The organism is Pseudomonas alkylphenolica (assembly GCF_004025535.1).
GTDB lineage: Bacteria > Pseudomonadota > Gammaproteobacteria > Pseudomonadales > Pseudomonadaceae > Aquipseudomonas > Aquipseudomonas alkylphenolica_A.
Genome location: NZ_QJRG01000047.1, coordinates 881,961 through 903,118, shown reverse-complemented (window position 1 = coordinate 903,118; position 21,158 = coordinate 881,961). Strand labels below are relative to the sequence as shown.

Annotated in this window: 15 protein-coding genes; 8 read left to right on the top strand and 7 right to left on the bottom strand. The window is 65.1% G+C overall.

Going from position 1 to position 21,158, the window contains the following annotated elements; all coding sequences use genetic code 11:
• Nucleotide 1: 1 nt before the first annotated feature.
• The 3 genes from DM813_RS19665 to DM813_RS19655 form a co-directional block, all read right to left on the bottom strand.
• Nucleotides 2-11,050 (bottom strand): non-ribosomal peptide synthetase, encoded by an 11,049-nt coding sequence (locus tag DM813_RS19665; RefSeq protein WP_128325030.1) that lies wholly within the window; start codon nucleotides 11,048-11,050, stop codon nucleotides 2-4.
• A 140-nt stretch (nucleotides 11,051-11,190) separates the two neighbouring features.
• Nucleotides 11,191-11,454 (bottom strand): DUF3077 domain-containing protein, encoded by a 264-nt coding sequence (locus tag DM813_RS19660; RefSeq protein WP_128325029.1) that lies wholly within the window; start codon nucleotides 11,452-11,454, stop codon nucleotides 11,191-11,193.
• An 82-nt stretch (nucleotides 11,455-11,536) separates the two neighbouring features.
• On the bottom strand, nucleotides 11,537-11,779 hold the full coding sequence (locus DM813_RS19655; protein WP_128325028.1) for a hypothetical protein: 243 nt from the start codon (nucleotides 11,777-11,779) through the stop codon (nucleotides 11,537-11,539).
• A gap of 477 nt (nucleotides 11,780-12,256) precedes the next feature.
• On the opposite strand from DM813_RS19655, the gene DM813_RS19650 reads away from it, so the two are divergent.
• From DM813_RS19650 to DM813_RS19615, 8 genes are read left to right on the top strand one after another with little or no spacing between them, the layout of a single operon-like run.
• Nucleotides 12,257-13,444, top strand: a complete 1,188-nt coding sequence (locus DM813_RS19650; RefSeq protein WP_128325027.1) for a PepSY-associated TM helix domain-containing protein — start codon at nucleotides 12,257-12,259, stop codon at nucleotides 13,442-13,444.
• Complete coding sequence (locus DM813_RS19645) at nucleotides 13,441-13,977, top strand: thiamine pyrophosphate-binding protein (protein WP_128325026.1); 537 nt, start codon at nucleotides 13,441-13,443, stop codon at nucleotides 13,975-13,977. Before DM813_RS19650 ends, DM813_RS19645 begins: the two co-directional genes overlap by 4 nt.
• Complete coding sequence (locus tag DM813_RS19640) at nucleotides 13,977-14,300, top strand: hypothetical protein (protein WP_128325025.1); 324 nt, start codon at nucleotides 13,977-13,979, stop codon at nucleotides 14,298-14,300. Before DM813_RS19645 ends, DM813_RS19640 begins: the two co-directional genes overlap by 1 nt.
• The gene (locus DM813_RS19635; protein ID WP_128325024.1) at nucleotides 14,297-14,866 is read left to right on the top strand and encodes a DUF6162 family protein; all 570 of its coding nucleotides are present in this window, start codon (nucleotides 14,297-14,299) and stop codon (nucleotides 14,864-14,866) included. Before DM813_RS19640 ends, DM813_RS19635 begins: the two co-directional genes overlap by 4 nt.
• A 14-nt stretch (nucleotides 14,867-14,880) precedes the next feature.
• A complete protein-coding gene (locus DM813_RS19630) occupies nucleotides 14,881-15,801 on the top strand; it encodes a metal ABC transporter substrate-binding protein (RefSeq protein ID WP_128325023.1) in 921 nt (306 codons plus the stop codon).
• Complete coding sequence (locus DM813_RS19625) at nucleotides 15,798-16,547, top strand: metal ABC transporter ATP-binding protein (protein WP_128325022.1); 750 nt, start codon at nucleotides 15,798-15,800, stop codon at nucleotides 16,545-16,547. Before DM813_RS19630 ends, DM813_RS19625 begins: the two co-directional genes overlap by 4 nt.
• Nucleotides 16,547-17,446, top strand: coding sequence for a metal ABC transporter permease (locus tag DM813_RS19620; protein WP_128325021.1), 900 nt, complete (start codon nucleotides 16,547-16,549; stop codon nucleotides 17,444-17,446). Before DM813_RS19625 ends, DM813_RS19620 begins: the two co-directional genes overlap by 1 nt.
• The gene (locus tag DM813_RS19615; protein ID WP_128325020.1) at nucleotides 17,443-18,357 is read left to right on the top strand and encodes a metal ABC transporter substrate-binding protein; all 915 of its coding nucleotides are present in this window, start codon (nucleotides 17,443-17,445) and stop codon (nucleotides 18,355-18,357) included. Before DM813_RS19620 ends, DM813_RS19615 begins: the two co-directional genes overlap by 4 nt.
• 73 nt (nucleotides 18,358-18,430) lie before the next feature.
• On the opposite strand, the gene DM813_RS19610 is transcribed toward DM813_RS19615, so the two are convergent.
• From DM813_RS19610 to DM813_RS19595, 4 genes are all read right to left on the bottom strand, one after another.
• The gene (locus DM813_RS19610) at nucleotides 18,431-19,513 is read right to left on the bottom strand and encodes a DUF1615 family protein (RefSeq protein WP_128325019.1); all 1,083 of its coding nucleotides are present in this window, start codon (nucleotides 19,511-19,513) and stop codon (nucleotides 18,431-18,433) included.
• Nucleotides 19,514-19,549: 36 nt separating this feature from the next.
• A complete protein-coding gene (locus tag DM813_RS19605) occupies nucleotides 19,550-20,101 on the bottom strand; it encodes a hydrolase (protein ID WP_128325018.1) in 552 nt (183 codons plus the stop codon).
• A 69-nt stretch (nucleotides 20,102-20,170) separates the two neighbouring features.
• A complete protein-coding gene (locus DM813_RS19600) occupies nucleotides 20,171-20,890 on the bottom strand; it encodes a thioesterase II family protein (RefSeq protein WP_128325017.1) in 720 nt (239 codons plus the stop codon).
• 3 nt (nucleotides 20,891-20,893) lie between these two features.
• Nucleotides 20,894-21,118 carry an MbtH family protein gene (locus DM813_RS19595; RefSeq protein ID WP_128325016.1) on the bottom strand — a complete coding sequence of 75 codons (225 nt, stop codon included), beginning with the start codon at nucleotides 21,116-21,118 and terminating at the stop codon, nucleotides 20,894-20,896.
• Between the last annotated feature and the right edge of the window lie 40 nt (nucleotides 21,119-21,158).

The following is a 21,158-nucleotide window of genomic DNA, read 5'->3' as shown; positions in this document are numbered from 1 at the left end:
GTCAGTTCGCCTCCAGTTCGTTGAGAAAGTCAAACATGTCGCTCAGGTCTTCCTCTCGATTCGATGTCATGCACGCGCCTACCGCTTCGGCGTAATCCGCCAGCGTGCGGGCGCTGAAAAGGGTTTCCAGCGCCAGCTCGACACCCAGCTCAAGCTGAGCCTGGGCCGTGGCCTGGGTGGCCAACAACGAGTGGCCGCCGAGTTCGAAGAAGTTGTCGCCAAGGCCGACCTGCGCAACCTTGAGTACCTGCTGCCAGATGCCCGCCAGGCTGCGCTGCAGCTCGGTCACCGGTGCCTGGTAGTCTTCGTTGCCCTGGTGAGCCTGCGGCAATGGCAGGGCCTTGCGATCGACCTTGCCGTTGGGGTTCAGCGGCAGCTGGTCGAGCAGCATCAATTGCGCCGGCACCATGTAGGCCGGGAGCTGCACCTGCAGCTGTGCCTTGATCGCCTTGAGCAGCGGCGCTTCGGCTGCCGTTGCACTGTCAGCCACCAGGTAGCCGATCAATGCCTTGCCATGGGCACCGTCATGCGCCACCACCACCGCATCGCGCACACCGGCCTGGGCCTGCAGGCAGGCTTCGACCTCGCCCAGTTCGATGCGAAAGCCGCGGATCTTCACCTGATGGTCAATGCGCCCCAGGCAGTCGACGATGCCGCTGGCGCGTTGGCGCACCAGGTCACCGGAGCGGTACAGGCGCCCGCCGACAGTGCCGGTGGGATCGGGCACAAAGCGCTCGGCAGTCAGCCCCGGACGGTTCAGGTAGCCACGGGCCACGCCATAGCCACCCAGGTACAACTCACCCGCCAGGCCATCGGGCAGCAGGTTCAGGGCCGCGTCGAGCACCTGCACGCTGCGCTCCCCGACCCGGTCGCCAATCGGCGCATAAGCCGCGCCGCAGGTGTCGCTGGCGGCCGCCTTCCAGATCAGCGGGGTGACCACGGTTTCCGTCGGGCCATAGCCGTTGATGATGAACTGCGGTTTGAGCGCCCGGCGCGCCAGTTCGAAGCTGGCCTGCGGCACGGCATCGCCGCCAAAGCAGTAGATGCGCAGCGGCGGCGGATTGCCGCGCTGTTCGGCCACCTGCGCCAGCTGCTGCAGGTACACCGGCGGGAAGGCCGCCACGGTTACCCCATGGCGATGCAGGGCGTCGAAGGTCTGTTCCGGGGTCCACAAACTGTCGTCACGCAACAACAGACGCCCGCCATGGGTCAGCGCCGTCAGCCAGCGTTCGTGGGCTCCGTCGAAGGCAAACGACATGAACAGCAGTTCACAGTCGGTGCTACTCATGCCGTAACGCTGGCCAATGCGCTCGCAGTGCATGGCCAGGGGACCATGGGCCACCGCCACGCCCTTGGGCAGGCCGGTGGAGCCGGAGGTGTAGATGATGTAGGCAAGGTTGTCCGCCAGCACACGCTCGGCCGGCGGCACGGTGGGCAGACCGTCGAGGTTCAGTTGCTTCAGCTGCAGCACCTGCAACCGGGCAGGCAACTGCACCGCCGCGGCCAGGCTTGAATCGGTGATCAGCAGCGCTGCATTGCTGTCTTCAAGCAAATAGCTCAAGCGCTCGGCCGGGTAGTTGACGTCCAGCGGTACATACGCGCCGCCGGCCTTGAGCACCGCCAGCAACGCCACCAGCAACTGTGCGTCACGCCGCACACCCACCGCCACCCGCACTTCCGGCCCGATGCCGCGGGCCACCAGGGCATGCGCCAGTTGATTGGCACGCCGATCCAGTTCGGCAAAGCTCAGGCTGTGCTCGCCCTGCACCACGGCAACCTGTTCCGGCGTCTGCCGGGCCCACTGGGCGATACGCTGGTGCACCAGCAGGCCATCGCCCTGCCCTGACGACGTATTACGCCGGGCGACCTCGGCGACTTCGCTGGCCAGCGGCAAGGCAATGGCGCCCAGGCAGCGGCTCGGGTCAGCGGCAAACTGCTCAAGCACGTGCACCAGGTGCGCGGCCAGGCGCGCCACCGCCTCATGGCTGAACTGGCGGGCGGCATAGTCGAAGCCCAGGTACAGCGACTCGCCCAGTTCCACCGCCAGCGCCAGCGGATAGTGGGTCTGTTCATGGCTGCGCACCGGGCCAAAATGCAGACCGCTGTCGGCCTGGCGCTGCAACGCCTCGCCCACCGGGTAGTTCTCGAACACCAGCAGCGTATCGAACAGCGCCTCACCGCCGAGCCCCGCCCAACGCTGGACTTCGAACAGCGGCGTCGCTTCATGTTCGCCCATGGCCAAGTGCTGGGCTTGCACCTGTGCCAGCCACTGGCCGACCGTAAGTGCCGGTTGCGGATGACCCATCACCGGCAAGGTGTTGATGAACAGGCCGATCTGTCGCTCGGCGCCGGCCACCTGCGCCGGGCGTCCGGCCACCGTGGCCCCGAAGGCGACACTCGACTGCCCGGTGTAGCGCTGCAACAGCAGCAGCCAGGCGGCCTGCACCAGGGTGTTGACGGTGACTTTACTGCGCCGGGCAAAGGCCACCAGCCCAGCGCTGTGGGCCGGCGTCAGCGTCAGCGCATGAGTCGCGCGGGCCGGGCCGTCGTTGCTGGAAGGTGCAGCCACGGCCGCCAATACCGGTGCCAGCTGGGTCGGCGCCTCAAGCTGGGCCAGTTGCGTGCGCCAGAAGGTTTCACCCACCTGCGCATCCTGCGCCTGCAGCCAGGCGATGTAGTCGCGATAGCGTCCGGCCGGGGCCACAGGCACCTGACCGTGATAGCGCTCCAGCACTTCACCGAGCAACTGCGCATAGCTCCAGCCGTCCATGAGGATGTGGTGGTTGGTGTAGATGAACTGGTAGGTGTCGGCATCGGTGCGCACCAGACACAAGCGCAGCAAGGGCGCCTGCTGCAGATCGAAGCCACGGGCGCGTTCGCTGTCTGCCAGGGCGTGTAATGCAGCATCAAGGTCGGCGTGCTCGCGCCAGTCCAGCTCGGCGAACGGCAACTCGACCTGCCGGCGCACGAACTGCAGCGGCTGGGGCAAATCGCCTTGCCAGATGAAACCGCTGCGCAGGCTGTCGTGTGCTTGCAGGGTGTGTGCCCAAGCCTCGCGGAAGCGCGCGACGTCCAGCCCGCGTACCTGCACCTGCATCTGGTTGACGTAGTCTCCGCTGCCCTGGGAATACAAGGCATGGAAGAGCATGCCCTGTTGCATCGGCGACAAGGGATAGAGGTCATCGAGCGCGCGCAAGTCGAGGCCCAGCCCTTCCAGCTGGCGCTGGTCCAGGCCGGACAGCGCTACATCCGACGTCGTCAGGCCGCCCTGCTGCGGATCGCAGCAGTGCTCGATCAGCGCTTGCAGGGTGCTGCTGTAATCCGCCGCCAGGTCGGCGATCAGCGCCTCATCGAACACGGCTTCACTGAACGTCCAGCCCAGGCTCAACTGGCCCTCGTAGACCTGACCGTTCAGGGTCAGGGCGGCGCCCAGCGGTGCATCCGGGTGCTGGTCGCGACTACCGCTTTCCCCTGCCGGGCGCAGCAGCGCCTGCGGGTCGGCGAAGCTGCCGTCAAACTGCCCCAGGTAGTTGAAAATCACTGGCGCCGTTGGCAGCGCCGCCAGTGTCTGTTGCGCGGCGCTGTCGCCCAGATAACGCAGCAGGCCGTAACCGATGCCTTTGTTCGGCACGGCGCGCAATTGCTCCTTGATCGCCTTCAGCGCTTCGCCTGGCTGCGCGTGAGGCGTCAGGCGCAGCGGGAACAGGCTGGTGAACCAGCCCACCGTGCGGCTGAGGTCGACGCCCTCGAACAGGTCTTGACGACCGTGCCCTTCCAGGCGGATCAGCGCGCTGGCTTCCCCCGTCCAGCGGCACAACACCTGGGCAAGCGCCGTCAGCAACAGGTCGTTGACCTGGGTACGATAGGCCTGGGGCGCCTGTTGCAACAGCTGCCGGGTAGCCTGGGCATCCAGGCGGCTGTACAGGGTACGGGCATGACGGTTCAGCGACGGGCCTGTCTGCCGGGCACCCGGCAGCGTCACCGAAGCGCCGCTGCACTGGGCCTGCCAGAAGTCCAGCTCAGCGGCCAGCGCGGCACTGCCAGCCAGGCCCTGCAAGTGCTCGGCCCAGCGCTGGTAGGCACTGGTTCGGGCCGGTAACTGCAGTGCCTGGCCCTGCTGCAATTGGTGATAAAGCGCTTGCAGGTCTTCAAACAGAATGCGCCAGGACACGCCATCGACCACCAGGTGGTGAACGGCAAGGAACAGCCGCTGGCTGCCGTCGGCCAGTGTCATCAGCGCACCGCGCAACAGTGGCCCGGCACCCAGGTCGAGACTGCGCTGGACCTGATCGCACACCGCCGTCAGCTGCGCGGCGTCTGCAGCCTCGGCTTGCCACAGCAATTGTTCACTGACCGCCGAGTGATACTGCGCCGACCATCGTCCCGCGCCTTCAACAAATCTCAGGCGCAAGGCATCGTGATGCCTGACCAGCGCCTGCAGGGCCTGCTCGAGCAACACGGGTTCCAACACAAGCGGTGATTGCAGCAGCACCGACTGGTTCCAGTGCTGACGCTCGACAATGGCCTCGTCGAAGAAAGCGTGCTGAATCGGCAGCAGCACCTGCGTGCCGCTGACTTCGCCCTGATCTATCGCCGCCGGGGCGCTACCCAAACGGGCAACTGTCGCAAGACCTTGCACGGTCTGGTGCTGGAACAGGTCTTTGCTCTTGAAGTGAATACCGGCCTCGCGGGCGCGGCTGACCACCTGGATGGAGACGATCGAGTCGCCGCCCAGCTCGAAGAAGTTGTCGGTGATGCCCACCTGTTCCAGGTTCAGCACCTGCGCCCAGATCGCCGCCAGCTGCGCTTGAAGGGCATTTTGCGGCGCCTGGAAGGCTAGCGGCGAGGCCGCCTGCGGCACCGGCAAGGCCGAGCGATCGAGCTTGCCGTTGGCGTTCAGTGGCAGTTGCTCCAGCAGTAGCCAGTGCTGCGGCACCATGTGCGCAGGCAGGCTGTTGCGCAGGTGGGCCTTGAGTGTTTCAAGTACATCCCCGGCAGCGGCTTGCGGCACCACGTAGGCCACCAACTGGGTGCACTGGCCCACCGGCTGCGCCAGTACCGCCACCGCAACAACCTGCTCGCATTCGTGCAAGCGTGCCTCGATCTCACCCAGCTCGATGCGCAGGCCGCGAATCTTCACCTGATGGTCGACACGCCCGAGGTACTCGATCACCCCGTCGGCACGCTGGCGACCAAGGTCACCGGTGCGGTACATACGCGCACCGGGGGCGCCAAACGGGTCCGGCACGAACTGCTGCGCAGTCAGCCCCGGCCGGCGCAGGTAGCCGCGGGCCAGGCCCTCGCCGCCCAGGTGCAGTTCACCCACGGCGTTGCCCGGGGTCGGGTTGAGCTGACCGTCCAGCAGCAGCGCCGAACGCGCGCCCACCGCGCGTCCTATCGGGCTGTACAACGCCTGTTCGCCCGACGGCTCGCACGCCCAGACCAGCGGACTGATCACCGCTTCCGTGGGGCCGTAGGCATTGAACAGTTGCCGCGCCTGCAACTGCGGCAGGCTGGTCAGCTGTTGCTGGTTCCAGGCCTCACCACCGAGGATGCAGGCGCGCACGGTCAGTGCCGGGCTGCCCGGGTCGGCGTCGGCGAGCAGCCGGGCGAGGTAGCTTGGCGGCAAGTCCAGCACGCTGATGCCGTGCTCACTCACAGCCGTTTGCAGGGTCTGGTAGGACCACTGGCTGACCTCACCGACCACCAGCGCCGCACCGTGCGCCAGGGTCATGAAAATCTGTTCGGCAGCGGCGTCGAAACTGACCGAGGCAAACTGCAGCAGGCAATCATTAGCGCTCAATTGGTAGCGTGCACCGGCCGCCTGGCAATGCATGGCCAGCGCCCCGTGCTCGACCGCCACGCCCTTGGGCAGGCCGGTGGAACCGGAGGTGTAGATCACGTAGGCGAGGTGTTGAGCGGAGCACGGTGCATGCTCAAGCGGCGCATCGCTGAATGGCTCCGCTTGCTCATTGAGCAGAACCTTTGGCCGTGAGGTGTCCAGCGCCATCCGGTTGAGCAAGTGCTCATGACCGAACAGCACCGCTGCCTGACTGTCGTCGAGCATGTACGCCAGGCGCTCGGCCGGGTACTGCGGGTCCAGCGGCAGGTACGCTCCACCGGCCTTGAAGATCGCCAGCAGGCCAGTGACCAGGTCCATGCCGCGCTCGGCAACCATCGCCACCAGTACATCCGCCTTCACACCGGCTGCGCGCAAGCGCCGCGCCAGACGATTGCTGCGCCGGTCCAGGGCGCCGTAGCTCAGGCGCTGTTCACCCTCGATCAGGGCAATCGCATCGGGCGTCTGGCGCACGCGCTCGGCGAACAGCTCCAGTACCGACTCGACCGCGCGTACCGGGGCCTGGCCACGGGCGTTTTCCAGCAGGGTTTGCCATTGCGCAGGACCCAGCAGGCGCAACTGCCCAACCGGCTGTTGGGGCTGCTCGACCATCGCCCGCAACAGGTTCAGCCAATGCGCTGCCATGCCTTCGATCGTGGCGGCATTGAACAGCTCGGCCGCGTAAATAAAGGAGGCGCTGATGCCGTTGTCGGTCTCCAGGGTTTCCAGGGTCAGCTCGAACTGCGCCATGCCACCGGGCAACACCCACTCCTCGGCCACCAGCCCGGGCAGGCTGTTACCGGCAGCGGCAGCGCCCACGGTGTTGAGGTGGTTGTACATCACCTGGAACAGCGGGTTGTGCGTCAGCGAGCGTTGCGGGTTGAGCGCTTCGACCAGTTTGTCGAACGGCAGGTCCTGGTGGGCCTGCGCGGCAAGCGCGGTGTCACGCACTTGGGCCAGCAGTGTGTTCACTGCGTCCTGGGCGTGCACTGGCAGGCGCAGCACCAGGGTGTTGACGAAAAAGCCCACCACGCCCTCCAGTTCCTGGGCGTTGCGGTTGCTGACCGGCATGCCGATGCGGATGTCGTCCTGACCGCTGTAGCGGTGCAGCAACACGGCAAACGAGGCGACGAAGACCTGGAACAGGGTCAGGCTGTTGCGCTGCGCCAGTTGCCGCACGCGCTGCTCAAGCGTGATCGGCAGGCGCAGGTCGACCCGGCCTTCGCTGTAGCCCTCCCCCGCACGGCGAGGATGGTCGCTGGCCAGCTCCAGCACCGGATGCTCGGTGCCCAGCTGACCACGCCAGTAGTCGAGCTGGCGCGCCAGTTCGCCTTCCTCAAGCCAGTAGCGCTGCCAGTGGGCATAGTCGGCGTACTGCACCGCCAAGGGCGCAAGGCTCAGCGGCTGCTGGCGCTGGAAGGCGCCATACAACGCGGCGAACTCACGCCCCAGCACGCCCATCGACCAACCGTCGGAGATGATGTGGTGCAGGGTGACCACCAACAGGTGCTGCTCGGGCGCCACCTCGAACACCTTGACCCGCAGCAACGGGCCGCGCTCCAGGTCGAACAGCACGGCAATCTCTTGCGCGATACGCGCCTCGATCACAGGTTTGTCGGCCTGTTGCAGTCGCTCCCAGCGCACCGTCACCTGCCTTTGAGGTTCGATGACCTGGTACAGCTGGCCGTCCTGCTGGCTGAAGTGCGTGCGGAACGCCTCATGCCGCGCCACCAGCGCGGCGAAGGTCTGCTCCAGCGCAATGCGGTCCAGCTGCCCTTGCAACTTGACCACAATCGGGGTGTGGTAGGCGCGGCTGTGCGGCTCCAGGGTCCACAACAGCCACTGGCGCTGCTGGGCAAACGAGGCCGGCAGCGGCTGTTGGCGATCCAGTGCCTGCAGCGGTGCGCGCCCTCCGTCAGTGCCCGCCTGAGCGACCCGTTCAGCGAACGCGCCGAAGGTGGCAGTTTCGAACAGGCTGCGCAGCGGCACCTCGACCTGCAGTAAGCGGCGCACCCGCGAAATGATCTGGGTCGCCAGCAACGAATGGCCACCGAGGTTGAAGAAGTTGTCGTTCCGGCCGACCTGCCCGACCTCCAGCACCTGCGCCCAGATCTGCGCCAGTTGCACCTCAAGGGCCGAAACAGGTGCCTGAAACGGCGCCTGGGTGGCGTGTAACTCGATGGCCGCCAGGGCACGCTGGTCGAGTTTTCCGTTGAGGGTCAACGGCAGCGCAGCCAGCACCACCACCTGCGTGGGCAGCATGTATTCCGGCAGCACTTGGGCCAGCCCTTCACGCAGCTGCGCGGTCAGCGCCTGCTCGCCCTGCACCGGGGCGTTGTCGGCAAGCACCAGGTACGCCACGATCTGCGCGTGGCCACCGACTTCGGCGACTCGCGTTACTGCTTCCTTGACCGAGGCTTGCCGGCGCAGGCACGCGCTGATCTCCTCAAGCTCGATGCGGTAGCCGCGGATTTTCACCTGATGGTCGATACGGCCCTGGAAGCGCACTTGGCCCTGATCGTCATGACGGCACAGGTCGCCGCTGCGGTACAGGCGCTGGCCGGGCGCGCCATGCGGGTCGGGCACAAAGCGTTCGGCCGTGAGCCCCGGCCGCCGGTGGTAACCGCGCGCCAGCCCCGCCCCGCCCAGCAGCAGTTCGCCGCTGACGCCGACCGGTACCGGCTGCAGGTCAGCATCGACAATCAATGCGCGCACATTCGGCAAGGGTCGTCCCAGCGCCAGGTTGGCGGGCGCAGCGAGGTCGACCGCTGCCGTCAGTACGCCAACAGTGGTTTCGGTAGGGCCGTAGTGGTTGATGACCTGGCACTGCGGTGCCCAGTCCGCGATGCGCTGCAACAACGTCGCCGAGGCCGCCTCCCCGCCCAGCACCAGGCACCGGCGCGGCAGCCCCGCGCCGCGATGGTGCTCGCTGAGCAAGGCTTCGATGTGCGACGGGACTATCTTCAGCACATCGATCTGCCGGTCAGCCATGTAGGCGGCAAAGCGTTCGGCATCCAGGGTCAGGTCAAGGTCCAGCACATGCAAGGCGCAGCCCGTGCACAGTGCCCCGAACAGCGTGGTGTGGCCGAGGTCGGCGGCAATCGTCGAGACCACGGCCATGCTGCTTGCCCCTTCCAGCGGCAGGGCCTGCACAATGCCCTGGACATAATTGACCAGGCCGCGGTGGGTCAGGCTCACGCCCTTGGCGTTGCCGGTGGAGCCGGAGGTGTAAATCAGGTAGGCGAGGTGTTCCGGGTCCTGTTGCAGCGCCAGGTTCTCGGCGCTGTAACGGCTCAGGTGATCCTGCCCGGCGTCGAGCAGCATTACTTCGAGCCCCTCTGGGGTCGGCAGGCGCTCAAGCAACACGGACTGGGTCAACAGCACCTTGACCCCGCTGTCTTCAAGCAGATACGCAAGGCGTTCGCGCGGGTACTGCGGGTCGAACGGCACATAGGCCGCGCCCGCCTTGAGCACCGCCAGCAGGCCGACGATCATCTCCACTGAGCGTTCCACCGCCATACCCACCAGCGCCTGCGGACCAACACCCATGGCTTGCAGGTGACGGGCCAGCTGGTTGGCGCGGGCGTTGAGCTGGGCGTAGCTCAGGCGTTGCCCGCCAAACACCACGGCCGTGCGCTGCGGGTGGGCTGCGGCCTGCTGTTCGATCAGGTGGTGGATGCAGGTCACGGCAGCGTGCTCGACCCGGGTCTGGTTCCAGTCGTGGACGAGTTGCTGGTGCTCCCGCACGTGCAACATCACCAACTCCCCGATACGTCCGTCAGGCGACTGGACCATGGCGTTCAACAGGTTCAACCAGTGGCCGGCCATGCGCGCGATGGTCGCCGGCTCGAACAGGTCGGTGCGGTAGGTAAAGGCGGCGTGCAGCTGCCCACCGCGCTCGTAGGTGTCCAGGCTGAGGTCAAAACGGGTGGTGCGTACATCCCACTCCAGCGCCTGCAACTGCAGGCCGCCTGCCGTGTGCAGCGCACTCAGGTCGGCGACCTGCGGCTGGTGGTTGTACATCACCTGGAACAGCGGCGTGTGCGCGGTGTTGCGCTGCACCTGCAGGCCTTCGGCCAACTGCTCGAACGGCAGCTCCTGATGTGCTTGCGCGCCCAGCGCCGTGGCCTTGATCTGCTGCAACAAGGCATCGACGCCGGCCGCCCCGTCGAACTGCAGGCGCAGTACCTGGGTATTGACGAAAAAACCGATCAGCCCTTCGACTTCATTGCGATTACGGTTGGCGATCGGCACCCCGATACGAATGTCGGCCTGCCCGCTGTAGCGGTGCAACAAGGTGCCAAAGGCGCCCAGCAACAGCATGAACAGGGTCACGTTATGCTGCCGGGCACTGGCCCGAAGCTGATCGGCCAGCGCCTGCGGCACCTCGAAGGTATGGCGGCTGCCGAGCGAACTGGGGCGTGCCGGGCGCGGATGGTCCAGCGGCAAGTCCAGCAGCGGATGCTCATCGCCCAGCTGGTTGCGCCAGTAGTCGAGCTGGCGCGCCTGCTCGCCGGCTTCCAGCCAGCGCCGCTGCCACAGTGCGTAATCTTCGTACTGAATCGCCAGCGCCGGCAGGCCCGCGTCCTGGCCGCGCTCGGCGGCGTCATACAGACGAATGAATTCGTCAATCAGCACATTCATCGACCAGCCATCGGCAACGATGTGGTGCATCACCAGCACCAGCACATGCTCCTGCTCGGCCAGGCGCACCAGGCTGACCCGCAGCAACGGCCCGCAGGCCAGGTCGAAGGGCAGCCGGGCCTGGCGCTCGGCCTCGGCACGCACCCAGGCTTCACGCTGCGCGACAGGTTCGACGCTGATGTCGTGGTGAATGATCTGCAGGGGCTGGGTGAGCGGCACGCGTTGCGGCAGGTCGTCTGCGCCCTGGACAAAGGCACTGCGCAAGGTCTGGTGGCGGGCCTGCAGCTGGGTAAAGGCTGCTTCCAGCGCTGCAGTGTCCAGTGCGCCGGTCAGGCGCACCGCACTGGGCAGGTTGTAGGCAGCCGAGTGCGGGTCCAGCTGCCACAACAACCACATGCGCTGCTGGGCAAACGACAGCACCTGCTCGCTGCCCGCGACCCCGGCCGGAATCGGCAAGACGGAAAAATCGACCCCCTCACGCGCCAGCGCCGCCAGGAACAGGCTGCGCTTCTCCCGCGGCAACTCGAGGAAGCGGCGGGCGAGTTTACGGGCGTCATCTGCATTCATCTGTGTTCATCCATCCAATTGGGCCACGAGCCTGGGCGCTCGTCAGTCCAAAGAAAACGGATGACTACGGTGGAAAATTAAGGTGATTCACGGTGACCCGGCGTCCCGGTAAATCCGATCCAACGAGACCCAGGAAGGCTTCAATGCATCATGCCCAGCTCAGCATCATCAATCAGGGCCTTGGCCATGGCACTCAGGTAATGCGAAGCCCAGATCAGTGCCGGCTTCTCATCCAACACTCCGATGAGAGTCAGCTCGCGCACGTAGCCCATCAATTCCGAGGCCTGCTCACGGGCATGCTGGGAAGGAATGCCGGGCTCGATGCGAAACAGCGGGAGGGTGTGGTTTTCACCCTGACAGAATGTTGTCTTGCCGACGGTGAAATGGGAGTCGTCTGTGGTCATTGTTGAGTGTCCCTGAAATGTAGCGGCCTCTTCGCGGGTTTACCCGCGAATAGGCCAGTGAAAGCAACACATCACTGAGGGCCTAGTGCAAATTCTGCAGCCCGGCCGGCATCTGTACCTGAATCAACATGGACTCGAGCATCACCCGCAGCGCCTCCATTTCATGCATCGACGCCATCATCAGGATCGAAGCGGGTGACTTGGGCTGCAACAGGAGTGCCTGATGGATCACGGTCTGCGCACACAGGGCATAGTCCGAGGCCTGGATGAGGGTGTCTTCGAGGAAGTGGGGGTTGTGCGGTGGGTCGGGGACGATTTTCAGCATGAATCAACTCCTTGACGGGGCTCCCATCAACCTGCCGTCAAACAGGTGGGTGGCAGCTATACGTAGGTTGACAGACCGGCGGAGTTGATCAGTAACCGGCGCACGCGGGCGTGCCCTACGCACAGCCGCCATTGAAGGCTTAAGCCATGCGATCAACCCGAAGCGGCCTGTCAAAGCCGTGTCGTCAAAAGGCAACGACCCGCCGAGACTAGTGCGCTGCCAACGCGACCGCAACGGATAAAAAGCGGCAGAAGTATGTTTGGGAAATGTCCTACGAGGTATAGGTAAAAACTGATTTTTTGCACCGCAACTCCACCCCCTCAGAGTGAAAAGGTTGGTGCCTCCCTGCATTTCGTCGCCCTGAAACATTTTCTTTCATTTGCAAAGACGGTTTTTCAATTCTCATTCGTCCTATAAGTAACAGTTGCGAAAGCTGTGCTTTGTCGCGACCTCAATTCCTTGAAAAGACCGGGTTCCATGTCAAAAAAATCCAAATCCAGACTCTGGTTTCTGGTGCACAGCTGGCTCGCCCTGCCGATCTGGTTCTTTGTGCTGATCGTGTGCGTTACTGGCACCCTCGCCGTGGTCAGCCAGGAAATCGTCTGGCTGGCCAACCCGGACGTGCGCGCCAGCCAACCCGACGGCGCCGCCGAGCGCCTGAGCTACCAGCAGATTCTCGACGCCCTGCACAAAGCCGAGCCGGACATGGCGGTACGCTCTCTCAGCCAGCCCGACGGCTCGCACTTTGCCGTAACCGCCGCCGTGACCTTTGCCGATGGCAGCGCACCGACGCTGTACGTCAACCCGTACACCGGGGCGATCCAGGGCAAGAGCCCGGACTTCAACTTCGAGGCCTTTACCCGCGCGCTGCACGGCTGGTGGCTGGTGCCGTTCACCAACGGCTACAGCTGGGGCTGGTACCTGGTGTCGCTGCTCGGCCTGCCGATGCTGGCCTCGCTGGTCACCGGCCTTGTGGTCTACAAGAAGTTCTGGAAAGGCTTCTTCAAGCCAACCTTGCGCTTCAACCACGGCGCACGGATTTTCTGGGGCGACTTTCACCGCCTGAGCGGCATCTGGTCGATCTGGTTCATTGCGGTGATTTCCATCACCGGCACCTGGTTCCTGATCCAGGCGATCCTGGGCGACAACCACATCAGTGTGTCTACGGAGCCGGTGGTACCGGTGATTGCCCGTGAAGACGTGCCACGCACCGATTCCGGCGCGCCAGCAGCGCGCATCAGCGTCGATGAGGCCACGCGCATTGCCCGCGAGCAGATTCCTGGGCTTGAGGTGAGTTTTGTGTCGATGCCCGGTAACGCCTACTCCCACCTGTACCTGGGCGGCCGTGGCTGGTACCCGCTGATGTTCCAGACGGTCAACGTCAACCCCTACAACAGCAAGATCGAGTCGCAGTTCCTGATCCAGGACCGCTCGGCCCTGGAGTTTGTCACCGAATCGATGCGCCCGCTGCACACCGGCGACTTCGGCGGCCTGGCGATCAAGCTGATCTGGGCGTTCTTCGGCCTGCTGCTGTCGATGATGGTCTTGAGCGGCCTGCTGATCTGGACCAAACGCACCGCCCAGGCCACGGCCGCGGCCCTCAAGCGCGGCGAACGCAAGCAAGCCCGCACCACCCCTGAAACCGCCACGGAGGCCAGCCTATGAGCAAGGCAGCAGTCGCGCCCGCCAGCCCCTTGAGCCGCTGGTGGCACAAATGGCGCTTTCACCTCAACATCCTGCTGTTGCTGATCCCGCTAGGCTTCATGCCCAAGTACTTTGCCGATGCCGCAATGTTCCGCGGCGACAGCGGCCTGGGTGAACGCGACCTGGGCACTATCCAGGTCGGCCCGTGGCAGGTGCAACTGGCCGAGCTGCGCGACGAGGCACCGCGCGCCGACGGCCCGGCAGGTCATTTCAAGGCCTTCAACGCAGCGCTGTGCAACACCTGCATCAACGAGGTCAAGGCCGCTTACCTGCGCATCGGCAAACCGCGCAGCCTGCGCGCCGCCGGCACGATCTTCTTCGGACCGCCCTACCGCATGGCCACCAACCTGCCGATCCCGAGCAAAACCAAGGCCGATGCCGAGATCTGGATCACCCTCGAAGGCTGGGACGGCAGCATGCACCAAGCGTCCATCCCCCTGGCCAAGGCCTCGCCGGCCACCCTCGCCTGGCTGAACAAACAAGGAGGCAAATGATGAAGCCCACCCCCCGCAGGCTGCTCGTGCCCCTGCTCTTGCTTGGCGCCGCCAGCCCGGCCCTGGCACATAACCCGATGTGCGAATGCAAGCCGGTCGACGGCGGGCAGATCGAGTGCACCGGCGGTTTTTCCGACGGTAGCGGCGCACCGGGGGTGACCCTAGACGTGATCGGCTACAACGAAGAGATCCTCGTGCCGGGCAAGCTGGGCGAGAATTCGAAACTGACGTTCAAGCGTCCGGACGGTGAGTTCTACGTGTTGTTCGACGCAGGCCCTGGTCATGTGGTCGAAATCGACTACGCCGACATTGGTGAGCCATGAGCCGGGTCCAGGTGGTACGCCCGGCCGGCGCCGGGCACGAAACCCTCTACGTGCTGCTGGTGAGCCTGTGCATCCTGGCGGTGGCGGCGGGAATTGTCGCCCTGCGCGGCGAACGTCACGACGAAGTCAGTATCGAAGCCCATCAACTCGATGCCCGCCGCGACCTGTATGCCACCGAGCAAGGGGTGTATGCCGACCTGCGGGTGGCATTCGAAGAAATCCAGCTGCGCCGCGAAGAGGCCCCGGAGCTGGTCGAGGTCGCCACCCTGGCCGAAGAAGGCTTCCCACCCTTCGCCCAGGACGCCAGCAGCGCCAGCCGTGGCGAGCATCAATGGCAACGGCTGGGCCAGCAGGCCTACCTGGGCCTGAGCCAGTCGGCGAGCGTGGCCGGCAGCTTTCTGATGCTGATTCCCACTGCCCATGACGGCGCCGCCGATATCTGGCTGCTGCGCAAGGCTGACGCCACTGTCCCTGCCGACCTGTCGCCCGCCGCGCTGATCGCCGCGGGCTGGCAGCAGATCGCCGCCCACTATGACGCCGGCGTCACCCGCCAGCATCGTCACTGATACAAGGACGCCCCATGTTTCGCTCCGCCCTCGCCCGTCGCCTCTTGAGTGTGCTCATTGCTGTTGCCCTGCCTGCCGTGGCCGTCGCCGAGGTCAATGGCAAACCGTTGCGAATCGGCATCACCCTGCACCCGTACTACAGCTACGTGACCAACATTGTCGGCGACAAGGCCGAGGTGGTGCCGCTGATTCCGGCCGGATTCAACCCCCACGCCTACGAGCCACGGGCCGAGGACATCAGGCGCATCGGCAGCCTCGACGTGGTGGTGCTCAACGGCATCGGCCACGATGACTTTGCCGACCGCATGATCGCCGCCAGCGAAAAGCCGCAGATCACCGTGATCGAGTCCAACACCAACGTACCGCTGCTGGCCGCCACCGGCGTTGCCGCGCGCGGCGCGGGCAAGGTGGTCAACCCGCACACCTTCCTCTCGATCAGCGCCAGCATCGCCCAGGTCAATAACATCGCCCGCGAGCTGGGCAAGCTCGACCCGGACAACGCCAAGTACTACAGCCAGAACGCCCGCGCCTACGCCAAGCGCCTGCGCAAGCTGCGCGCCGACGCCCTGGCCCAGGTCACCGAAGCGCCGGGCGCCGAGTTTCGTGTCGCCACCATCCATGCCGCCTACGACTACCTGGTGCGCGAGTTCGGCCTGGAAGTCACCGCAGTGGTCGAACCGGCCCATGGCATCGAACCCAGCCCGAGCCAGCTGAAGAAAACCATCGACCAGCTCAAGGCGCTGGACGTCAAAGTGATTTTCTCGGAGATGGACTTCCCGTCGGCCTATGTCGAGACCATCCAGCGCGAGTCCGGGGTGAAGATCTACCCGCTGACCCATATCTCCTACGGCGACTACAGCAAGGAGAAGTACGAGGTTGAGATGAAGCGCAACCTCGACACCGTGGTGCGGGCGATCAAGGAGTCCAAGGCATGACTGTCGCTGAAACCGTTATCAGCCCGCCCTGTGGGCCGGACATCGAGTTTGCCGCCATCGACCTTACCCTGGGGCGCACACGCATCCTCGACCAGGTCAGTTTCAAGGTCGCGGCCGGCAGCGTGCACGCCCTGGTCGGCCCCAACGGCGGCGGCAAAAGCTCGCTGGTGAAAACCCTGCTCGGGCAGATGCCCCACCAGGGCCAGCTGACCCTGACCTGGCCAGGCGATGCCCAGGTGATTGGTTACGTGCCCCAGGCCCTGGAATTCGACCGTGGCCTGCCGATGACGGTCGACGACTTCATGGCTGCCATGTGCCAGCGGCGCCCGGCCTTTCTTGGCCTGTCGCGCAAAGTCGCGCCGGCCATCGACGCGGCGCTGGAGCGGGTCGGCATGCTCGACAAACGCAAGCGGCGCATGGGCGCCCTCTCCGGCGGCGAGCGCCAGCGCGTGCTGCTGGCCCAGGGCCTGATCCCGGCGCCGCACCTGCTGGTGCTGGATGAACCGATGTCGGCGCTGGACGAAGCCGGTATCCAGGTGTTCGAACGCCTGCTGCTGGACTGGCGCGCAGCCGGCACCACCGTGCTGTGGATCGAGCACGACCTGCAAGCGGTGGCGCGCCTGGCCGACAAGGTCACCGGCCTCAGCCGCCGCGTGCTGTTCGACGCCCCGCCGAAGCAAGCGCTGACCCCGGAGCGCCTGCTCAGCCTGTTCTCCATTCACCCGCGCAGCGAGAGCACCGCCTGATGAACTACGAAGAATTTCGCCTGCTGATTCAGGGCTGGGCCAGTTCCGGCTACCTGCCCGAGGCCCTGGCCTACGGCTTTGTGGTCAACGCCCTGCTCGCCGGCCTGATGATCGGCCCGGTACTGGGCGGGCTGGGCACCCTGGTGGTGGTCAAGCGCTTTGCGTTCTTTTCCGAAGCGGTTGGCCACGCGGCGCTGACCGGCGTAGCCATTGGCATCCTGCTTGGCGAACCCTACACCGGCCCGTATGGCAGCCTGTTTGGTTACTGCCTGCTGTTCGGCATCCTCCTCAACTTTTTGCGCAACCGCACCGGGCTTTCGCCCGACACCCTGATCGGCGTGTTCCTTTCGGTGTCCCTGGCCCTGGGCGCCAGCCTGCTGCTGATGCTGGCCGGGAAGATCAACGTGCACATCCTCGAGAACGTGCTGTTCGGTTCGGTGCTCACCGTCAGCGGCCAGGACCTGCTGGTGCTGGGGATTGTCGGCACGCTGGTGCTGGCCCTGGCCCTGCCGCTGTACAACCGCATCATGCTGGCCAGCTTCAACCCGCAACTGGCGGCGGTGCGCGGTGTGGCGGTGAAGAGCCTGGACTACCTGTTCGTGGTGCTGGTGACGTTGGTTACGGTGGCAGCAGTGAAGGTGATCGGCGCCATTCTCGTCGGTGCCTTGCTGGTGATTCCGGCAGCGGCGGCGCGCTTGATCAGCCAGTCGCTCAAAGGCTTTTTCTGGGCCTCGGTGGTGATTGCCACCCTCAGTACCCTGGTGGGCATCCTGCTGCCCATCGTCTTCGACCTGCCGGTGCCGTCAGGCGCGGCGATCATTCTCGTCGCCGGCTGCTGCTTCGCCCTCGCCGCCCTGGCCCGCGGCCTTGTTCCACGCCTGCAAGGAAACCCGGCATGACCTTCGACCTCAAGCACCTGTGTCTGGCCTTGGCACTGGCGGGCCTGCCCACCCTGAGCCAGGCGCAAACGGCCCCGGCGGCAACCCAGCAACACGCAGGCGTCAGCGTACTGGCATCGTTGCCGGTTACCTACGCCCTGGCCAGCGCCCTGCTCGACGGGACGTCCGTCACCCTGACCCGTGCGGCACCGGCGAACATTCCGGCATCGCGCCAGCCGTCCTATTTCAGCGGCCGGGGCGGTGCGAGCCTGCAGAAAGCCGCGAGCCAGGCGGACGCGGTGATCGGCCTGCGCTCGATCTGGCGTGACGACCCGCTCTACCCGGTGGCACGACGCAGCAACATCCGTATCGTTGAAATCGATGCTGCACGCCCGGTTGACGGCGCCTTGCCGGGGATTGCCGTACAGGGTAACGATGCCTTTGCTGCCTACCCGTGGCTCAACCCGACCAACCTGGGGCGCATGGCCGATGTGCTGGCCAACGACCTGGGGCGCCTGAGCCCGAGCGACCAGGCAAACATCCAGAACAACCTGGCCAGCCTCAAGCGCCAGTTGCTGGAGCTCAGTGCCGGCAGCGAAACGCGCCTGGCCGACGCCGACAACCTCAGTGTGGTCAACCTCTCGGACCGCCTGGGTTACCTGATCGGTGGCCTGAACCTGGACCTGATCGACCACCCGCAGGTGGCGGACGACCAATGGGATGCGGTGGCGCTCAAACGCCTGGGCGATGAACTCAAGGGGCAGGATGTGGCACTGGTACTGCACCACAAACAGCCGGGCAAGGAAGTGGCCGAGGTCATCGCTGCCTCCGGTGCCAAGCTGGTGGTGGTCGATACCGACCCGCAAGATACCCTGGAGGGGTTGAAGGCCAGTATCGAGCAGGTGGTCGGGGCGCTAGCGGCTAGCAGCTGATACAGGCACACCACAACCCACTGTGGGAGCCGGCAGCGCCAGCTCCTACAATGACCGTTTTGCGGCATTGACCTCAGCGTTTCATGCAGCGCTGGTAGCGCTCATCCACCCGGTTGGCAAACCAGGCTGTGGTCAGTTTGCGGGTGATCTTCGGGCTCTTCAGTTCGATTCCCGGCAACTGCGCACGGGGCAGTGGCTTGCCGGCCTTGGCATCTGCCAGCGCATACACCCCGCTGTACAGCCGGGTCTCTTCAAACCCCAGGTTGTCGCCCTTTTCCAGCTGACTGCGAATAGCCGGATTACGCAGCCCCAATTGCTCCCCCAAACGCCGCGCAGCCTTCTCGGTGTTGCCCGGCATGATCGCGCCCGGTGCGATCAAGTCACCGTCCAGCGCCAACGTCACCCCACTGGCGCGGCTCAGGGCGCTTTGAAACGCCGCATTGCGGCTGGCATACCAACCCGCGTTGAAGTCGGCAAAGCGGTACACCTGGCGCTCGTAATGGCTGGGGTAGCCCAACAGGTGGGCGATGCCGAAGTACATGCCGCCGCGTCGGCTGAACACCTCCTGCCGAATCGTGCCCTCATGGCTGTAGGGGTAGCCGCGCGCATGACGCTCGGCAAAGGCGATGCTGACCTGCATTGGCCCACCGGTGCGCACCGGATTCAAATCACCGAGCAAGGTGCGGCCTAGCGGTACGCTACCGATCAAGTCATCGAAAATCGCACTGAGCTGTTTTTCGCTGCGCACCGCATCGAGCCGCTCGCTGTAGCTCTTGCCATTGGGCGAGCGTGTCTGCAACGCTGCATTAACCAGCATCTGCGGAATATGCAGGCTGGCAGCGCGGCGATCGATCTCCTGACGGGCAATGCGGCCCAGGCCCGGCACCTGGGGGTCGGCCTGGAAGGTGGACTCCTGTTCGGTCACTGCCAACACCGCGCACAGGTTGGAGCGGCTGGCGGCGATCTTCTGCGTGGTAAAGGCCGTCTGAATGTCGCGCGCCCAGCCTTCACGGTCTTTAGTGGCGGCAGGCAACAAACGCAAGACCTGCGCCCGCACCTTGGCCGGGTCGGTTTCAGACTCCTCGCCGCGCTGGCTGACACAACCCTGTACGGTCAGCAGCACCGCCATGGCCAACAACAACCCTCTGACCCGCATGCAACCCCCTCGCCCTGTCCAATGGCAACCCAACACTCAGGGCTGCTCACCCACCATGTAGGTTTTGCTGATGTGCCGGAACTGCGCGTGGCTTGAGCTTTCCATCAGCTCGAACAACACCATCTCGCGGGTTACGATCTGCGCACCGGCGTCCCTCATACGGGCGATACCGGCAGCCTTGCTGGCCACTGTTCGGCTGTCACAGGCATCCTCGACCACGAACACCTGCTTGCCCAGCGCCCGCAGGCCAAGCACGGTTTGCAGGACGCAGATGTGGGTTTCCATGCCGCAGACGATCACCTGCTCGCGAGCGAGCAACGACGTCGGCAGGCACTCGGCGGCGACGCAGGAAAAGTGCAGTTTTTCTACCACCTGGGCATCTGGCGATGCCGTCTTGAGGGCGGCGACGGTATGGCCAAGTCCCTTGGGGTACTGCTCGGAAATCACCGTCGGCAGCCCCAGTTCGGCGGTGGCAGCCATCAGCCAGCGGGTGCGGGCCAGCGTACCTTCGGGGTCGCTGACGGCACCGATGAGTTTTTCCTGCACGTCGATGACCAGCAAGCTGGCCTGGTTCGCCTTGATCAACATTCCTTGCACCTGCGTCGTGGTTGAAGCGGTAAGGCTCCCCCAGCGCTGGCAGCGACGTCAATGGCTATGTCAGGCCGATAGCCGATAAGGTGCCATGGCAGCACTCAATGTACCCAGCACACGGTCTTCGTGTGCATGGATGAAGAAGTGCCCTCCGGGGAACATCTCCAGCGAAAAGTCACCCAGGCTTTCCTGGCGCCACGCCAACAACTGCGCGTCGGTAGCGCGATCGTCTTCACCGCCCAGCACATGCAGCGGGCAATGCAATGGCGGGCGCTGGCGGTAGACATAACGCCCACATAAAAGAAAATCGGCGCGCAGCACCGGCAAGGTCAGGCTCATCAACTCCCGGTTGGCCAGCACCTCTTCGGGTGTGCCGTTGAGCGCGCGCAGCTCCTCGATCAACACCGCATCGCTTTTTGGCTCACGCCATTCGCCGCCATCGTAGTCTTCGCGGCGTGACGGCGCGGCCGTGCCACTGGCAAACAGCGCCAGCGGTGACGGGCAACCCAGCGCCTGCAGCTCATGGGCCAGCTCGAACGCCAGCAGCGCCCCCAGGCTATGGCCAAGCAAGGCATAGGGTTGGCTGGCGGCCAGACGCTGTTCGCTGGCCAGCTGGCGCGCCAGGGCCAGCAGGTCGGTTTGCGCCGGCTCGCCCATCCGCGTCCCGCGCCCGGGCAACTCTACCGGGCGCACGTCAAGCCAGGCCGGCAGCTTGCGCCGCCAGCGGCTGTAGACCATGGCGCTGGCTCCGGAGTACGGCAGGCACAACAGCGTCACTGACGACACCGCTTACTGCACCGCTACGGCTTCGGCCATTTTCTGGCGCAGGCTCAAGGGGCGCATGTCGGTCCATACTTCATCTATATAGGCCAGGCATTCCTTCTTCAGGCCGCTCTTGCCGACCGTGCGCCAGCCCGCCGGCACGTCTTTGTAGTCAGGCCAGATCGAGTACTGCTCTTCGTGGTTGACCACTACCTGGAACACGATATCGTCGCGGTCGAATACGGATGTCATTGCCTGTCTCCTGGATTGAATGGGCCCACCGCACACCGGG